The sequence below is a fragment of the Spirillospora sp. CA-294931 genome, from assembly GCF_050946795.1.
GTDB lineage: Bacteria > Actinomycetota > Actinomycetes > Streptosporangiales > Streptosporangiaceae > Spirillospora.
Window position 1 is genome coordinate 525,755 of record NZ_CP192006.1, and the last position, 15,284, is coordinate 541,038.

Genomic DNA, 15,284 nt, shown 5'->3' on the forward strand with positions numbered 1-15,284 from the left:
GGCCTGGAAATGCTGCCTGACCTCTCCCGGGCGACCCGGGGCAGAGCGTTCCTGGTGACGGCGACCGCCGCGGTGGCCCTGACCGTCTCGCTGGGTTCGGCCTCGGCCGCGCCCACCAAGCCCCAGGCGCCCGCGAAGACCAGCGCCGCCGAGCCCCCGGCCGGTGACGCCTTCTACACCCCGCCCTCGCCGCTGCCCCAGGGGCAGCCGGGCGACGTGATCCGGTTCCGCCCCGCCAAGGCGGGCCCGCCCGCGGCGCGCGGCATGGCCGACGCGTGGCAGGTCATGTACCTGTCGACGGACTCGCTCGGCAAGCCGGTCGCCGCGACCGGGATCGTCCTCTCGCCCAAGAACGTCGATCGGGCCAAGGCTCCGATCGTCGGGTTCGGTCCCGGCACCAGCGGCCCGGCGTTCCGGTGCGCGCCCTCCAAGTTCATCGACCAGGGCGCGTTCTACGAGCAGGCCACGGTCAACGAGATGCTGGCCAAGGGGTACGCGGTCGCGAGCACCGACTACCAGGGCTACCACGAGAACCCGAAGACGGCCTACATGGTCAACGGCATGGGCTACCAGCTCATCGACGCGGTCCGGGCCGCGCAGCGGCTGACCGAGACGGGCCTGTCCAAGGAGGCCAAGGTCATCTTCCGCGGCTACTCCCAGGGTGGCGGGGCCGCGATGTGGGCCGGGCAGAAGCAGCCCAAGTACGCGCCGGAGCTGAAGCTCACCGGTGTCGTCGGCGGCGGCGTGCCGTCCGACCTGGCGGCGGTCGGCGCGGTCCTGGAGGGCGCCAAGCCGTTCGGCTTCCTGCTCTATTCCATGATCGGAATGGACAACGCCTATCCCGAACTCAAGCTGAGCGACTTCCTCAATGACGAAGGCCGGAAGATGGTCGCCGACATGAACGGGAAGAACTGCACGCTGGAACTGCTTCAGGGATACGCCGGAAAGACCGTCCAGGACTTCATGACCGAGAGCCCGTACGGGACGCAGGCGTGGCTGGACCGGGTCGCCGAGAACACCCTCGGCGCCGAGCCGATCAAGGTTCCGGTCTTCCAGTACCACTCGACCGCCGACGAGATCGTGGCGTTCGACCAGGACAGGGAGCTGCGGGACAACTACTGCAAGCTCGGCGTCCAGGTGACCTGGAAGACCTGGGACAAGATCAGCCACATCACGCTGGTGTACCGCGGCAACAAGGACGTCATGGCGTTCATCGCCGACCGTCTCGACGGAAAGGCGCCCACGCCGAACTGCTGACAGCCGCGCCCGCCCGAACTGCATCCGGAATTGCCGAGAAGGAGTGAACAATGGATCGACGTCTGATCGTCGGAATCGCGCTGGCGTCGGTGGCCGCCTTCTCGGCAGCCGGGTGCGGCTCCGATTCGAAGGAAGCGAAGGAAGCGCCCGAGGTGGTGTGGGCGGGCAAGGCCTGCGGCGCGCTGAAGCAGACCAGCGCGCTGCCGGTGCCCCAGATCGAGCCCGCCAACGTGGCCAAGTCCAAGGCGTCCCTGGTCAACATGCTCGAAGGCATCGGCCAGCGGATGCGGACGATGGAGATGGCCCTGGCCGGCCTGGGCAAGCCGCCCGTGCCCAACGGCGATGCCCTCTACCGGACGACGATGGGCCGGCTGACCAGCACCCACTCGGGCGTCACCACGGCCAAGCGGCGGCTGGAGCAGGCCAAGGTGACCGACGCCAAGTCCCTCAAGGGCGCCATGGACCAGATGAAGAAGGCGTTCGGCAGCTACAACGGCTACCAGGGTCCGCAGGCCGACCTGCGTGCCGATCCCGCGCTGAACGCCGCCTTCGCCAAGGCCCCGGCCTGCCAGACGGCGAAGGGATGACCTACCAGTGACCACCCCGCAGATCTCGTTCCCCGGCGCAGGAGGGCTCCGCGAGGCTGGACGGCTGTTCGCACTCGGTGTGACCGTGTTCGGGCTGATGTTCCGCCGCCCGTTCCAGTTCCGCGAGTTCGTCGAGCAGTTCTGGTTCATCGCCAGCGTGACGATTCTTCCGACGGCCCTGGTGTCGATCCCGTTCGGCGCCGTGACGTCGTTGCAGGTCGGGTCGTTGACCCAGCAGTTCGGTGCGCAGTCGTTCACCGGTGCCGCCAGCGTGCTGGTGGTGATCCAGCAGGCCAGTCCGATGATCGTGGCGCTGCTGGTGTCCGGGGTGGCGGGCTCGACGATCTGTGCCGACATCGGTGCCCGCAGCATCCGCGAAGAGCTGGACGCCATGATGGTGCTGGGCGTCTCGCCCGTCCAGCGCCTGGTGGTGCCCCGGGTGCTGGCCTGTGTGGCCGTCGCGTTCCTGCTGAACGGGCTGGTCTCGGTCGTCGGCGTCGCGGGCGGCTACTTCTTCAACGTGCTGATGCAGGGCGGCACGCCCGGCGCGTACGTCGCGAGCTTCTCCGCCCTGGCGCAGCTCCCCGACCTGTACGTCGGGGAGTTCAAGGCGATCCTGTTCGGATTCATCGCCGGGGTCGTGGCCTCCTATCGAGGCCTGAACCCCAGGGGCGGCCCCAAGGGCGTCGGCGACGTCGTGAACCAGTCGGTCGTCATCACCTTCCTGCTCCTGTTCATGCTCAATCTCGTCATCACCGGGATCTACCTCCAGGTCGTCCCGCCGAAGGGGGGCTGATCCCGTGAGTTTGCTCGGAGGAGTGCGGGCGGGGCCCGTGCGCTGGTTCTCCTGGCTGGACAAGCCCGGTGACCAGGCCATCTTCTACGTGCGCTCGCTGCTGTGGACGCCCCGCGCGGTCCGCCGCTACCTGAAGGAGATCCAGCGGCTGCTGGCCGAGGTGGCGTTCGGCAGCGGTGGCCTCGGTGTCATCGGCGGCACGATCGGCGTGATGGTCGCGATGACCCTCGCGACGGGCGTCGTCGTCGGCATGCAGGGCTACTCGGCGCTCCAGCAGATCGGTACCGCCGCGTTCACCGGCTTCGCCTCGGCCTACATCAACACGCGCGAGATCGCGCCGGTGGTGTCGGGGCTGGCGCTGTCGGCGACGGTCGGGGCCGGGTTCACCGCGCAGCTGGGCGCGATGCGCATCAGCGACGAGGTGGACGCCCTGGAGGTCATGGGCATTCCGAGCCTGCCGTACCTGGTCACCACGCGGATCATCGCGGGGGCCGTGGCGATCATCCCGCTGTACGCGATCGGCCTGCTGTGCGCCTATGTCGCGTCCAGGCAGGTGACGGTCTGGGTGAACGGGCAGTCGGCCGGAACCTACGACCACTATTTCGGCCTGTTTTTGTCGCCGGTCGATGTCCTGTTGTCGTTCTTCAAGGTGCTGGTGTTCAGCGTGCTGGTGATCCTTTCGCACTGCTACTACGGCTACCGCGCGGCCGGCGGACCCGCGGGAGTGGGCCAGGCCGTCGGCCGCGCGGTCCGCACCTCGATCGTGCTGATCAGCGTGAGCGACTTCTTCTTCAGCCTCGCGCTGTGGGGGACGACCACGACGGTGAGGGTGGCCGGATGAGCGCGCGCAAGCAGCACGGCCGCCGGGCCAGGAAGCCCGACGGCGTCCTTGGCCGCAGGATGGCCGGGGTGGCGTTCCTGCTGGTCCCGCTGATGCTGGTCTGGCTCTCGGTCGCGGTCTACAACAAGGAATTCACCAAGGTGTCGTGGGTGACGCTGCGGGCGACCAGCGCGGGCAGCGAGATGCGCCCGCACGCGGACGTGAAGCTGCGCGGCGTGATCGTCGGTGAGGTCCGGAAGGTCTCGGCCGACGGCGATGTCGCGACGCTGAAGCTGGCGATCAAACCGGACCAGGTCAAGCGGCTCCCGGCCAACGTGTCGGCGCAGCTGCTGCCGACCACGCTGTTCGGCCAGCGGTTCGTCGCGCTGGTTCCGCCCGCGAACCCGAGCAGCGCCCGGCTGGTGTCCGGCAGCGTGATCGACCAGGATCGCTCCAGCAACGCGATCGAGCTCCAGCGGGTGCTCGACAACGTGTACCCCCTGCTCATGGCCGTCCGCCCGGCCGACCTGTCGTCCACGCTGACCGCGGTGTCGCAGGCGCTGGACGGCCGCGGCACCCAGCTCGGGCAGACGCTGGTCGAACTGGACGCCTACCTGAAGAAGATCAACCCGAACGTGCCCGCGCTCAACCGGGGCATCAAGGAGCTGGTCCAGGTCACCCGCCACTACGACGAGGCGACGCCCGACATCCTCCAGGCGCTGAACGACTTCGGCTACACCAGCAGGTCGCTGGTCGACCAGCGCGCGAACCTGAGCCAGCTGTACGCCTCGGTCACCGACGCGTCCCAGAACATGGGCGACTTCCTGCACGAGAACTCCGGGAACATCATCCGGCTCACCGAGCGCAGCCTGCCGAGCCTGAGGGTGCTGGCGAAGTACTCGCCCGAGCTGCCGTGCACGCTGCGGATGCTCACCGACTTCGTCCCGGTCATGGACAAGGTGCTCGGCAAGGGCACCAAGCGTCCCGGCCTCCAGGTGGACGTCACCTCGATGCCGTCCAAGGGCCGCTACGTCCCGGGCAAGGACCGGCCTAAGTACAACGACAAGAGCGGCCCGCACTGCTACCCGGCGCCGTACGCGGCGCAGGCGAGCACCAAGGTCGCCAAGGCGCCGGGCGCGCTCGGCCTGCCCAACTCCCCGCAGGAGAACCAGCTGGTGAACGAGCTGCTCGCGCCCACCCTCCAGGAGGTGCCCGAGGCCCTGCCGGACTGGAGCAGCGTCCTGGTCGGGCCGATCTACCGCGGGGCGGAGGTGACGATCAAATGAGCCGCGCCAGCCTGGCCGCGCCCATCGCCAAGTCCCTGGCGTTCGTCGCGGTGACCGTGACGGCCACCGGGGTGCTCGCGCTGAGCATCACCCAGCCCGGCGGCGGTGACACCGTCGGGTACAAGGCCCGCTTCACCGACGCGTCCGGGCTCCGCGAGGGCGACAGCGTCCGCGTCGCCGGAGTCGAGGTGGGACGGGTCGGCGAGATCTCCGTGGTCGACCGCCGGGCCGCCCGGGTGTCGTTCTCGGTCGGCAAGGGGCGCAGGCTCCCCGCGACGACCACCGCCACGATCAAGTACCTCAACCTGATCGGCCAGCGCTACATCGAGCTGGACCAGGGCACCGGGCCGACCGGGACGCTGCGTCCCGGCTCGGAGATCCCGGTCGACCGCACCACGCCAGCGCTGAACCTGACCCAGCTGTTCAACGGGTTCCAGCCCCTGTTCCAGGCGCTCTCGCCCAAGGACGTCAACCAGCTCGCGGGCTCGATCGTCCAGGTGCTCCAGGGCGAGGGCGGCACGATGGAGGGCCTGCTCCGCACGGTCGGCTCGCTGACCAGCTCCATCGCCGACAAGGACAAGGTCATCGGCGAGGTCGTCGACAACCTCAACGACGTGCTGTCCACGGTCAACTCGCGCGGCGACCGGCTGTCGGACCTGACGGTGACCCTGCGCCGCCTGGTGTCGGGCCTGGCGGGCGACCGCGCCCCGATCGGCGAGGCCATCACCGCGCTGGACGAGCTGGCCGCCAGCACCACCGACCTGCTGCGCGACGGGCGCGAGCCGCTCAAGCGCGACATCGTCCAGCTCGGGCGGCTGTCGAAGAACCTGTCGGACGGCTCGCCCACCGTCGACAAGTTCCTGAAGACCCTGCCGGTCAAGATGGAGGCCATCGGCCGCCTCGGGTCGTACGGGTCGTGGATGAACTTCTACATGTGCGAGGCCATCGTGACCGGGGCCACCTACAAGCAGTACCCGGGCGAGAACCACCCGCCGCCCAAGGGCGTGCCCGCGACGGCCGAGAGGTGCGGCAAATGAACCGGCCCAGACCCGCCAAGATCCGGCCCAAGGCCGGTGGCGTGCGCCGGCCGAGGCTCAAGCCCGTCCGCGAGCGCAACCCGATCCTCGTCGCGATCGTGGGGTTCGTCCTGATCGCCCTGGTGCTGGGGACCGCCTACTCCGCCAAGGACCTGCCGATCATCGGTGGCGGCGACGACTACACCGCCGAGTTCAACGAGGCCGCCGGGCTGCGTCCCGGCAACGAGGTCCGGGTGGCCGGCGTCAAGGTCGGCGAGGTGACCTCCGTCAAGCTGGACGGGCCCAAGGTCGCGGTCGGCTTCCGGGTGAAGAAGACCTGGATCGGGGACGCCAGCACGGTCGCGATCGCCATCAAGACGCTGCTCGGCGACAAGTTCCTCGCCGTCGACCCGGTCGGGGCGGGCAAGCAGAAGCCGGACCGCCGCATCCCGCTCACCCGCACCACGTCCCCGTATGACGTCACCAAGGCGTTCGAGGACCTGGCCGGGACGGTCGGGCAGCTCGACTCCAAGATGCTCGCCCAGAGCCTCGACACGATCTCCACGACGTTCGCCAAGACCCCGCCGAGCGTGCGCACCGCGCTGAGCGGGATCTCCGACCTGTCCAAGACGATCTCCAGCAAGGACGCCCAGCTGGCTCAGCTGCTGGCCAACACCCGGCAGGTGTCGGGCACGATGGCCGACCACAGCGGCGACGTCCAGGCGCTGCTGCGCGACGGGAACCTGCTGCTGGCCGAGATCAGGCGCCGGCGCGAGGCCATCCACGGCCTGCTCATCGGGACGCAGGAGCTCTCCCGGCAGATCGTCGGGCTGGTCGACGACAACCAGAAGGAGCTCGACCCGACGCTGAAGGCGCTCGGCAAGGTCACCGACCTGCTCCGCAAGAACCAGGACAACCTCGACCGCGCGCTGAAGGCGGCCGGCCCCTACACCCGCCTGCTCGGCAACTCGATGGGCAACGGGCGCTGGATGGACGGCTACCTGTGCGGGCTCGTCCCCAAGGAGTACCTGCCCCCGGGGACGCCGCCCAAGAAGGGCTGCATGCCGCCCAAGAAAGGTGGCAAGTGATGCTGCGCAAGATCCTTCCCGTGTCCGGCATGATCGCCGCCGGTACCGCCGCCGTGCTGGTCGCCGCCGTGGCGCTGGTGATGACGATGGGCCCGGACGGCACCAAGTTCACGGTGTTCTTCCACTCGGCCGTCGGCATCTACAAGGGCTCGGACGTGCGGATCCTCGGCGTCAAGGTCGGGACGGTGAACACGGTCCGCGCCGAGGGGACCCGGGTCCGCACGACCATGACCGTCGACCACGGCTATGACGTCCCGGCCGACGCCAAGGTGGTCGCGATCTCGCCGAGCCTGGTCGCCGACCGGTACGTCCAGCTGACCCCCGCCTACACCGGCGGGCCGAAGCTGGCGTCCGGCGCGGCGATCCCGGTCGAGCGGACCGCGACGCCGATGGAGCTGGACAAGGTCTACGACAGCATCAAGAAGCTGGCGACCGACCTCGGCCCCGGCGGGGTCAACAAGGGCGGCGCGCTGTCGCGGGCGCTGGGCACCGGCGCGGAGAACCTGCGCGGCAACGGCCAGGACATCAACGTCACGACCGAGCGGCTCGCGCAGGCGGCCAAGACGCTGTCGGGCTCCCAGAAGGACCTGTTCGCGACCATCCGCGGGTTGCAGACCTTCACCACGACGCTCAAGCAGAACGACGGGCAGGTCAGGCAGGCCGAGCAGCAGCTCGCCGACGTCAGCGAGTTCCTGGCGGCCGACCGGCACGAGCTCGACGCGGCGCTGAAGGCCCTGGCCCACGCCCTGGGGAAGGTCAAGGTGTTCATCGCCGACAACCGCGAGCTGATCAGCCAGAACGTGGCCAAGCTCGCCAAGATCACCCAGACGCTGGTCGACCAGCGCAGGTCGCTGGCCGAGGCGCTGGACGTCCAGCCGCTCAACGCCACCAACCTCCTCAACGCCTACGACCCCAAGACCCGGTCCCTGATGGGCCGGGGCAACCTCAACGAGATGAGCCTGCCGCTGCCGGCCGTCGGTCAGGGGGCCCCATGACCCGCCAGTGGAAGGCCGGGGCGCTCGCCGGCGCCGTCTCGCTGGCCCTGTCGGGCTGCGCGGGGATGGGCGGCGTCCAGGATCTGCCGCTCCCGGGTGGCGCCGACCTCGGCGGCAACCCCTATACGGTGAAGGCGCGGTTCTCCAACGTGCTCAACCTGGTGCCGCAGTCGGCCGTCAAGGTCAACGACGTCGCGGTCGGCCGGGTCACCAAGGTCGAGCTGCCGGACAACGGCTGGACGGCCGAGGTCACCATGAAGGTCAACGGGAAGGTGCGGCTGCCCGCCGACGCGCACGCCCAGCTCGGCCAGTCGAGCCTGCTGGGCGAGAAGTACATCCAGCTCTCGGCCCCGACCGGCGCCGCCTCGACGGCGGGCGCGGCCCGGCTGGCCGACGGCGCGACGATCCCCGCCGACCGGACCAACCGCAACCCCGAGGTCGAGGAGGTGTTCGGCGCGCTGTCGATGCTGCTCAACGGCGGCGGCATCGCCCAGCTGCGCACGATCACCGTCGAGCTCAACCGGGCGCTCGGCGGCAACGAGCAGCAGGTCCGCTCGCTGCTCGAACAGGCCAGGCGGCTGCTCACCGAGCTGGACGCCAACAAGAAGGGCATCACCGACGCGCTCGACGGGCTGAACAAGCTCGCCGGGACGCTCCGCGCCCGCAAGACGCAGATCAACGTGGTGCTCGACGACATCGCACCCGGCCTGAAGGTGCTCGAGGAGCAGCGCGGCGCGCTGGTGCGGATGCTCAGCTCCCTCGACCGCCTGTCGCGGGTCGCGGTCTCCACGATCGAGCAGAGCAAGGACGATCTGATCGCCGACCTCAAGGAGCTGGAGCCGACGCTGCGCAAGCTGTCGGACGCCGGGCAGGACCTGCCCAAGTCGCTCCAGGTCCTGCTGACCTTCCCGTTCACCGACGCGGTGCTGCCCGCGATCAAGGGCGACTACCTGAACGTGTACCTGAAGGTGGCCGCCACGCCCGGCACCGAGATCGTCCCGCCGGTCAGCCCGCTTCCCGTCGTCGGAGGGCAGAACTGATGCTGACCGTCGCCACCCGCATCAAGAACATCACATTCCTGATCCTCGGCTCCCTCGCGATCGCCTTCGTGGGTTACAACTACGCCGACCTGGGGCGCTATGTCGGGTTCAAGGACTACTACGTCGTCCGGGTCGACCTCGCGACGGCGGGCGGCCTGACCACCAACGCCGACGTGACCTACCGGGGCACCTCGGTCGGACGGGTCGGTGAGCTCAACCTCACCGGCGACGGGCTGCTGGCCGACCTCAGGATCAAGAAGTCGGCGCCGAAGATCCCGTCGAACACCGCGGCCGTGGTCGCCAACCGGTCGGCGATCGGCGAGCAGTACATCGACCTGCGTCCCGCCACCGCCGGCGGCCCCTACCTGGCCGCGGGCTCGATCATCCCGCGCACGTCGTCGACCACCCCGGCGCCGGTCACCGAGCTGCTGACCAGCCTGAACGAGTTCGCCGCGTCCGTCCCGCAGGAGTCGCTGCGCACGGTGGTCTCCGAGCTCGGCCGGGCCTTCAACGGCCAGGGCCCCAACCTCCGGTCGCTGCTGGACAACAGCCACACGCTGACCCGGGCCGCCAACGACGCCTTCCCCGAGACCGAGAAGCTGATCGTCGACGGCGAGACCGTTCTGCGCACGCAGAACCAGGAGGCGGCCTCGCTCAAGAAGTTCGGCCACAACGCCCGGCTGCTCGCGCGGCAGCTGCGCGAGTCCGACCCCGCGTTCCGCGAGCTGGTCTCCACCGCGCCCGGCGCCGCGGGCGAGTTCGCCGCGCTGGTGCGCGACCTGGACCCGTCCCTCAGCGTCCTGCTTGCCAACCTGCTGACCACCTCCGACATCCTGCACTCGCGCACCGACGGGCTCGAACACCTGCTGGCCAAGCTGCCCGCGGCCGTGTCGGCGGCCCGGTCGATGGTCAACGACAAGGGCCGGCTGAACTTCGGGATGGTCACCACGTTCTTCAACCCGATGCCCTGCACCCAGGGATACGGCGGGACGAAGTACCGCAACGGCCTGGACACCTCGTCGGGCCCGCCGCTGAACACCTCGGCGCAGTGCTCGATGCCGGCCTCCAGCGGCGTCAACGTCCGGGGCTCGGCGAACGCGCCGCACGGCTCGATGCCCGAGCCCGCCCGGCCCGGCTCGCTGCTGAACACCACGACGTCCACCACGACGTCCACCACGACGGTCGGCGCGACCGGCATGCCCGGCGCGCTCGGCCTGCCCGCGCTGGCCCCGTCCTCGGTGACCGACATGGGCGGCCTGCTCGGCCTCGGGGGGCGCCCATGAGGCTGAAGATCACCGGATGGGTCGCGATCGCCGCGGCCACCGTCTTCCTGGCCTGGGCGTCCTGGACGGCCTGGCAGGACGACGGAGGCGGCAAGGGCGGCGAGCGCGCGGCGCTGCTGCGCACCGCCCGCACGCAGATCGCCACCCTCAACACGCTCGACCGCACCAAGGTCGACGCCGGGTTCAAGACCTGGCTGGACGTCTCCACCGGCCCGCTGCACGACCAGCTCAAGCAGCAGAGCGCGCAGAAGATCCAGCAGGCGAAGACCAGCGCGACCGGCACCGTCACCGAAGCGGCCGTGCTGTCCTTCGACCCGCGCGCGGGCAAGGCCAAGGTGATCGCCGCCGTGCGGATCAAGCTCGTCTCGTCCACCGCGACCTCCGCCGACCAGCGCAAGCGCTTCGAGGCGGGGCTGACCCGCACCCCGGCGGGCTGGAAGCTGGAGTCGCTCACGGCCATCCAGGTGGGAAGCCAATGATCCGCCGACTCTGGCCCTTCGCCGCCGCGCTGCTCATCGCCGCGGTGGGCGCCGCCGTCCTGCTCCTCGGCCCCCGCGGCTCCGAGCCCGCCGCGCCCGCCGACCTGGACGAGGTCGCCACCAACACCGTGACCGGGTCGGTCTCGACCTCGCTGCGCCGCGTGTTCACCTACAGCCCGTCCGACACCGCCTCGGCCGAGCGCGCCGCCGCCGAGGTCTTCAGCGGCAAGGCCGCCGACCAGTACAAGCGGCTGTTCGGCCAGGTCAAGGCGCAGGCGCCCGCCCAACGGCTGGCGCTGACGACCCGGGTCGTCCGGGCCGGGGTCACCTCGATGGACGGCGACACCGCCCGCCTGCTGGTGTTCCTGGACCAGACGACCACCCGCGGCGGCAAGCAGGGCGCCGGACCGGCCGCCGCGCAGCTCACGGTCACCGCCCGCAACGACGACGGCCGGTGGCTCATCACCGACCTCCGAGCGGCCTGAGGAGGAACCGATGGCGGCCGGCAACCCGACCCTGACCCGAGTGACGGCGATCGCGCACCACGCCACCTCCGGCGCGACGCACCGGACCGCGACCGCGCTGCTCGTCGCCGCCGCGCTGTTCGCCGCGTGGGCGGGCTGGTCGTGGTACTCCGCGGCGCACGACGACGCGCTGGCCTACTCCCACACGCGCGAGGAGGTGCTGCGCAGCGGCGAGCAGGCCGTCCAGAACCTCAACACCCTCGACTACCGCAGCCTCGCCGCCGGGCTGAAGACCTGGCAGGACTCCACCACCAGCGACCTGTACAAGCAGATCACCGAGGGCCGCGCGGGCTTCGAGCAGGAACTCCAGAAGGCCAGGACGATCACCTCGGCGAAGATCCTGGCGGGCGCGGTCTCCGAGCTGGACGTCCGCTCGGGCAAGGCCAGCGTGATCGTGGCCGTCCAGATCACCGTGACCCCGCCCCAGGGCGCGCCGGTCACCAAGCAGAGCCGCCTGCTCGGGCATCTCGCCAGGACGAGCGGCGGCTGGAAGCTCAGCGCGCTGGGCCAGGCACCTACGGGGACGGCATGATCACACGCAACGACCGGACGCCCCTCGCCCTCGGCGCCGCCGCCGTCGTCCTGGCCGCCTCGGGATTCTGGGCCCTCCAGCAGGCCGGCGACCTGCGCGACGACCCCGCCGTCCGCAACGTCGCCCTCACCGACACCGCCGGCACCAGCGAGGTCAAGGGCGCGGTCTCCGACATGTTCGGCAAGGTCTTCTCCTACAACTACACCGACCCCGCCAAGACCCAGAAGGCGCAGCGCGACTTCCTGACGGGCGCGGCGGTCGGCCAGTACGAGAAGCTCTTCGCCGACGTCCGCACCCAGGCGCCCCAGCACAAGACCGTGCTGACCACGACCGTCACCCAAAGCGCGGTGACCACCCTGCGCGACGGCCGGGCCCGCCTGCTGCTCTTCGCCGACCAGCGCACCACCCGCACCACCGACGGCCGCACCTCGACCGCCGCCGCGATGCTCGCGGTCGACGCGGCCAGAAGCGGCGGCACCTGGAAGATCACCGGCCTGTCGACCTTCCCCACCCCATGAACTCGGCGTCCTCTCGGGCACGCGCCGGTGCCCAAGAGGACGCCGACTCCACGTCGTCCCCCCGGAACACGCGCCGGTGCCCCGGGGGGACGGCGACCTGTTGATTGAAACCCCGGCCCACCTGCGCTCGCCTAGCGGCTCGCTTCGGTGACCGTGGTTTTGCGATTGCTGCATCGCTTCGCGATCTCGCCGGGGAAGCTTCGCCTTCGGCTCGCTTCCCCGCTCATTAACGCAATCGCGTGTGTGGCTGAGGCTGTGGCCTAGGCGGCGATGACGATGGTGGCGTCGTGGTCGTCGGAGGTTCGCACTTCGGGTGTCAGGCCCGCCGCACGGACGGCTTCGATGGCCTGGGCGACCTGGCGTTTGCTGGTCTCGAACAGCAGGTGACCGCCTGGCGCCAGCCACTCGGGGGCTTGCGCGGTCACGCGTCGGAGGACGTCGAGGCCGTCGGGGCCGCCGTCCAGGGCGACGCGGGCCTCGTGCAGGCGGGCCTCCGCCGGGAGCAGCGCGACCTCGCCGGTCGGCACGTAGGGGACGTTGGCGAGGAGGACGTCCACTCGTCCGCGCAGGGCGCCGGGGAGGGCGTCGTAGAGGTCGCCCTCGTGGACGTGGCCTCGGGTGACGTTGCTTCGGGCGCAGCGGACGGCCGCCGCGTCGATGTCGGCGGCGTGGAGTTCCGCGTGGCCCAGAAGGGAGGCCAGGGCCACGCCGAGGGCGCCTGATCCGCAGCAGAGGTCGACCACGACGGCTCCCGGGCCCGCGAGGGACGCGGCCTCGCGGACGAGGAACTCGGTGCGGCGCCGAGGGACGAAGACCCCGGGGGCCATGGAGACGCGGAGGCCGAGGAACTCGGCCCAGCCGAGCACCTGTTCAAGGGGGAGGCCCGACGCGCGGCGCTCGACCATGGAGTCGAGCTCGTGCGGGGTCCGCGCGGTCGAGAAGATCAGCTCGGCCTCGTCCTCGGCGAAGACGCAGCCGGACGCGCGGAGACGGGCGATGACGGTGGAACGGGTCGGCATGGGAGCCTTTCGGGGTGCCGGGGCGCTCCCGCGGTCAGCCGTCCGCGAGGGGGAGTGCCCGCACTGAACTTCGGTCGACGGGTCTCACCTCCTCGGTCGTTCCTGCTGAGCCCCCTCACCCTATCCGTCCGGCGACTTTGGTCGGGCGGGCGTCGCCGTTCGGCCGACGATCTTCGGGGCCGTCCCGGCCAGCCTGGACGGCATGACTACAGCGAAACTCGTGGTGGCCGCGGGCCTGGCCGTGCCGATCGTCTTCGGCGGACCGGCCGCCTGGGCGACCCCCGCCAAACAGCTCTTCGTCGCGCCTGGTGGCCAGGACTCCTGGCCGGGCACCGCCGAACGGCCGTTCAAGACCCTGGAACGGGCGCGCCAGGCCGTCCGGGCCGAGCGCTCGGACGTCGTGGTCAACCTGCGCGGCGGCACCCACACCCTGACCGCACCGCTCACGCTCACCGCGGCCGACTCGGGCTCATCGAAGCGGCGCGTCACCTACCAGGCCTACGCGCGGGAACCCGTCACGCTCAGCGGCGGCCGCGCGGTTGGCGGCTGGCACGCCTCGGGCGGCATCTGGCGGGCCGACGTCGGGACCCTCGACACCCGCCAGCTCTTCGTCGGCGGCAAGCGCGCGACCCGCGCCACGCTCGGACGCGGCGTCCCCGGGAAGCTCACCAAGACCGCGACGGGCTACGTCACCGACAGCCCCGTGCCGCGCTCCTGGCGCAACCCCCAGGACATCGAGTTCCTCTACACCTTCGCCGACGCCTTCTCCGAAGGCCGCTGCGGCGTGGCCGGGATCTCCGGCACGGGCGACCGCACCACGATCACCATGGACCAGCCGTGCTTCCGCCGCGCCAACGGGATCTACGGCGAGATCATCGAGGACCCGCCCGGGCTCAAGCCCCCGACCGCCGTCGAGAACAGCGACAGCTTCCTGACCGGGCCCGGCACCTGGTATCTGGACCGCTCGCGTCCCGGCCACCACCAACTGCTGTACAAGCCGCGTCCCGGCGAGACCCCGAACCGCACCCCGGTGACGGCGCCCGTCCTGGAGTCGCTGATCGCGGGGAACGGCGTCCAGGACGTCACCTTCCGCGGCCTGACCTTCGCCGACACCACCTGGCTCGCGCCCGGCGCCAAGGAGGGCTTCCCGCACATCATCGGCGGCTGGTACTACGTCGGCGACGACCCCAAGGAGCAGAAGGCGCGTTCCACACCGGGCGCCGTGGCGTTCCGGAACTCCAAGCGCCTCACCTTCGAGCGCAACCGCTTCACCCGCCTGGGCGGCCTCGGTCTCGAACTGGCCTACGGGGCCAGCGGACACCTGGTGCGCGGCAACGTCTTCCATGACCTGTCCTCCGGCGGCGTCGAGATCGGCGGCGACGAGGAGGGCACCGGACGCCACGAGAACAACCGCGTCGAGAACAACTGGGTGCACCACATCGGCATCGACTACCGGGGCGGCTGGGGCATCCTGCTCAACGTGCCGTTCGGGTCGACCGTCGCCCACAACCAGGTCAACGCCACGCCATACTCGGGCATCGTCTACCTGAACTCCGGCGGCACCTCGACGTCCAGCCAGGGCACCCGCATCCTCGACAACCGCGTGTTCGACACCAACAACGCCCTCATCGACGGCGGCGGCATCTACGGCAACGGTCCCCAGGGCCCGAGCTTCGCCAAGGGGGCCCTGGTGCGGGGCAACGACGTCCACAGCATCACCAACCCCGTGGCTCCCGAAGAGGTCTATCCGCCCTACGCGATCTACAGCGACGACCACTCCGACCACGCCACGATCACGGGCAACGTGATCCACAGCAACCAGAAGTCACTCGGCGGCGTGGCCCCGGGGCGCATCCGCTTCACGGGAAACTTCTGGGACGACACCAAGCCAGTGTGGTGGGGCGAGTCCAAGGACGTCGAGATCACCCGCAACACCGTCCTGCCCAGGAAGAACCCCCGCCCGTCCTGCCTGGCCAAGCCCGCCTGCGCGGCGATCATCGCCAACGCGGGCCTGCAACCCGCCTACCGCGACCTACTCGGATAG

General features: G+C 70.4%; 16 protein-coding genes. 15 read left to right on the forward strand and 1 reads right to left on the reverse strand.

All coding sequences use genetic code 11. From position 1 onward, the window contains the following. Window positions 1-9 precede the first annotated feature (9 nt). The 14 genes from ACQPY4_RS02475 to ACQPY4_RS02540 are packed head-to-tail and all read left to right on the forward strand — an operon-like array spanning window position 10 to window position 12,221. Window positions 10-1,257 (forward strand): lipase family protein, encoded by a 1,248-nt coding sequence (locus ACQPY4_RS02475; protein ID WP_433331935.1) that lies wholly within the window; start codon window positions 10-12, stop codon window positions 1,255-1,257. Between the two features lie 50 nt (window positions 1,258-1,307). Continuing rightward, on the forward strand, window positions 1,308-1,844 hold the full coding sequence (locus ACQPY4_RS02480; RefSeq protein ID WP_433331937.1) for a hypothetical protein: 537 nt from the start codon (window positions 1,308-1,310) through the stop codon (window positions 1,842-1,844). A 7-nt stretch (window positions 1,845-1,851) separates the two neighbouring features. Further along, window positions 1,852-2,640, forward strand: a complete 789-nt coding sequence (locus tag ACQPY4_RS02485; protein WP_433331939.1) for an MlaE family ABC transporter permease — start codon at window positions 1,852-1,854, stop codon at window positions 2,638-2,640. Window positions 2,641-2,644: 4 nt separating this feature from the next. Beyond that, window positions 2,645-3,481 (forward strand): MlaE family ABC transporter permease, encoded by an 837-nt coding sequence (locus ACQPY4_RS02490; RefSeq protein ID WP_433331941.1) that lies wholly within the window; start codon window positions 2,645-2,647, stop codon window positions 3,479-3,481. Beyond that, entirely contained in the window at window positions 3,478-4,746 is a 1,269-nt protein-coding gene (locus ACQPY4_RS02495) for an MCE family protein (protein ID WP_433331943.1), read from the forward strand. Before ACQPY4_RS02490 ends, ACQPY4_RS02495 begins: the two co-directional genes overlap by 4 nt. Further along, window positions 4,743-5,783: an MCE family protein gene (locus ACQPY4_RS02500; protein ID WP_433331945.1), complete on the forward strand. Its 1,041-nt coding sequence runs from the start codon at window positions 4,743-4,745 to the stop codon at window positions 5,781-5,783. Before ACQPY4_RS02495 ends, ACQPY4_RS02500 begins: the two co-directional genes overlap by 4 nt. Further along, the gene (locus ACQPY4_RS02505) at window positions 5,780-6,850 is read left to right on the forward strand and encodes an MCE family protein (protein WP_433331947.1); all 1,071 of its coding nucleotides are present in this window, start codon (window positions 5,780-5,782) and stop codon (window positions 6,848-6,850) included. The genes ACQPY4_RS02500 and ACQPY4_RS02505 overlap by 4 nt, the downstream gene beginning before the upstream one ends. Continuing rightward, window positions 6,850-7,845 carry an MCE family protein gene (locus tag ACQPY4_RS02510; RefSeq protein WP_433331949.1) on the forward strand — a complete coding sequence of 332 codons (996 nt, stop codon included), beginning with the start codon at window positions 6,850-6,852 and terminating at the stop codon, window positions 7,843-7,845. Before ACQPY4_RS02505 ends, ACQPY4_RS02510 begins: the two co-directional genes overlap by 1 nt. Beyond that, a complete protein-coding gene (locus tag ACQPY4_RS02515; protein ID WP_433331951.1) occupies window positions 7,842-8,885 on the forward strand; it encodes an MCE family protein in 1,044 nt (347 codons plus the stop codon). Before ACQPY4_RS02510 ends, ACQPY4_RS02515 begins: the two co-directional genes overlap by 4 nt. After that, a complete protein-coding gene (locus ACQPY4_RS02520) occupies window positions 8,885-10,168 on the forward strand; it encodes an MlaD family protein (protein ID WP_433331953.1) in 1,284 nt (427 codons plus the stop codon). The genes ACQPY4_RS02515 and ACQPY4_RS02520 overlap by 1 nt, the downstream gene beginning before the upstream one ends. Then, on the forward strand, window positions 10,165-10,647 hold the full coding sequence (locus tag ACQPY4_RS02525) for a hypothetical protein (protein WP_433331955.1): 483 nt from the start codon (window positions 10,165-10,167) through the stop codon (window positions 10,645-10,647). The genes ACQPY4_RS02520 and ACQPY4_RS02525 overlap by 4 nt, the downstream gene beginning before the upstream one ends. Further along, on the forward strand, window positions 10,644-11,132 hold the full coding sequence (locus ACQPY4_RS02530) for a hypothetical protein (RefSeq protein ID WP_433331957.1): 489 nt from the start codon (window positions 10,644-10,646) through the stop codon (window positions 11,130-11,132). The genes ACQPY4_RS02525 and ACQPY4_RS02530 overlap by 4 nt, the downstream gene beginning before the upstream one ends. A gap of 10 nt (window positions 11,133-11,142) precedes the next feature. After that, window positions 11,143-11,703 (forward strand): hypothetical protein, encoded by a 561-nt coding sequence (locus ACQPY4_RS02535; RefSeq protein ID WP_433331959.1) that lies wholly within the window; start codon window positions 11,143-11,145, stop codon window positions 11,701-11,703. After that, window positions 11,700-12,221, forward strand: a complete 522-nt coding sequence (locus ACQPY4_RS02540; protein WP_433331961.1) for a hypothetical protein — start codon at window positions 11,700-11,702, stop codon at window positions 12,219-12,221. Before ACQPY4_RS02535 ends, ACQPY4_RS02540 begins: the two co-directional genes overlap by 4 nt. A 260-nt stretch (window positions 12,222-12,481) precedes the next feature. Here ACQPY4_RS02540 and ACQPY4_RS02545 read toward each other — a convergent pair whose 3' ends face one another. Further along, on the reverse strand, window positions 12,482-13,240 hold the full coding sequence (locus ACQPY4_RS02545) for a putative protein N(5)-glutamine methyltransferase (RefSeq protein WP_433331963.1): 759 nt from the start codon (window positions 13,238-13,240) through the stop codon (window positions 12,482-12,484). 202 nt (window positions 13,241-13,442) lie between these two features. Between ACQPY4_RS02545 and ACQPY4_RS02550 the strand changes: the two genes are divergently transcribed. Beyond that, on the forward strand, window positions 13,443-15,284 hold the full coding sequence (locus ACQPY4_RS02550; protein WP_433331965.1) for a right-handed parallel beta-helix repeat-containing protein: 1,842 nt from the start codon (window positions 13,443-13,445) through the stop codon (window positions 15,282-15,284).

Excerpts from the sequence above, each read along its gene's own strand:
- ACQPY4_RS02475 (WP_433331935.1), top strand. The coding sequence starts at position 10 with ATGCTGCCTGACCTCTCCCGGGCGACCCGGGGCAGAGCGTTCCTGGTG.
- ACQPY4_RS02480 (WP_433331937.1), top strand. The coding sequence starts at position 1,308 with ATGGATCGACGTCTGATCGTCGGAATCGCGCTGGCGTCGGTGGCCGCC.
- ACQPY4_RS02495 (WP_433331943.1), top strand. The coding sequence starts at position 3,478 with ATGAGCGCGCGCAAGCAGCACGGCCGCCGGGCCAGGAAGCCCGACGGC.
- ACQPY4_RS02500 (WP_433331945.1), top strand. The coding sequence starts at position 4,743 with ATGAGCCGCGCCAGCCTGGCCGCGCCCATCGCCAAGTCCCTGGCGTTC.
- ACQPY4_RS02505 (WP_433331947.1), top strand. The coding sequence starts at position 5,780 with ATGAACCGGCCCAGACCCGCCAAGATCCGGCCCAAGGCCGGTGGCGTG.
- ACQPY4_RS02510 (WP_433331949.1), top strand. The coding sequence starts at position 6,850 with ATGCTGCGCAAGATCCTTCCCGTGTCCGGCATGATCGCCGCCGGTACC.
- ACQPY4_RS02515 (WP_433331951.1), top strand. The coding sequence starts at position 7,842 with ATGACCCGCCAGTGGAAGGCCGGGGCGCTCGCCGGCGCCGTCTCGCTG.
- ACQPY4_RS02520 (WP_433331953.1), top strand. The coding sequence starts at position 8,885 with ATGCTGACCGTCGCCACCCGCATCAAGAACATCACATTCCTGATCCTC.
- ACQPY4_RS02525 (WP_433331955.1), top strand. The coding sequence starts at position 10,165 with ATGAGGCTGAAGATCACCGGATGGGTCGCGATCGCCGCGGCCACCGTC.
- ACQPY4_RS02530 (WP_433331957.1), top strand. The coding sequence starts at position 10,644 with ATGATCCGCCGACTCTGGCCCTTCGCCGCCGCGCTGCTCATCGCCGCG.
- ACQPY4_RS02535 (WP_433331959.1), top strand. The coding sequence starts at position 11,143 with ATGGCGGCCGGCAACCCGACCCTGACCCGAGTGACGGCGATCGCGCAC.
- ACQPY4_RS02540 (WP_433331961.1), top strand. The coding sequence starts at position 11,700 with ATGATCACACGCAACGACCGGACGCCCCTCGCCCTCGGCGCCGCCGCC.
- ACQPY4_RS02545 (WP_433331963.1), bottom strand. The coding sequence starts at position 13,240 with ATGCCGACCCGTTCCACCGTCATCGCCCGTCTCCGCGCGTCCGGCTGC.
- ACQPY4_RS02550 (WP_433331965.1), top strand. The coding sequence starts at position 13,443 with ATGACTACAGCGAAACTCGTGGTGGCCGCGGGCCTGGCCGTGCCGATC.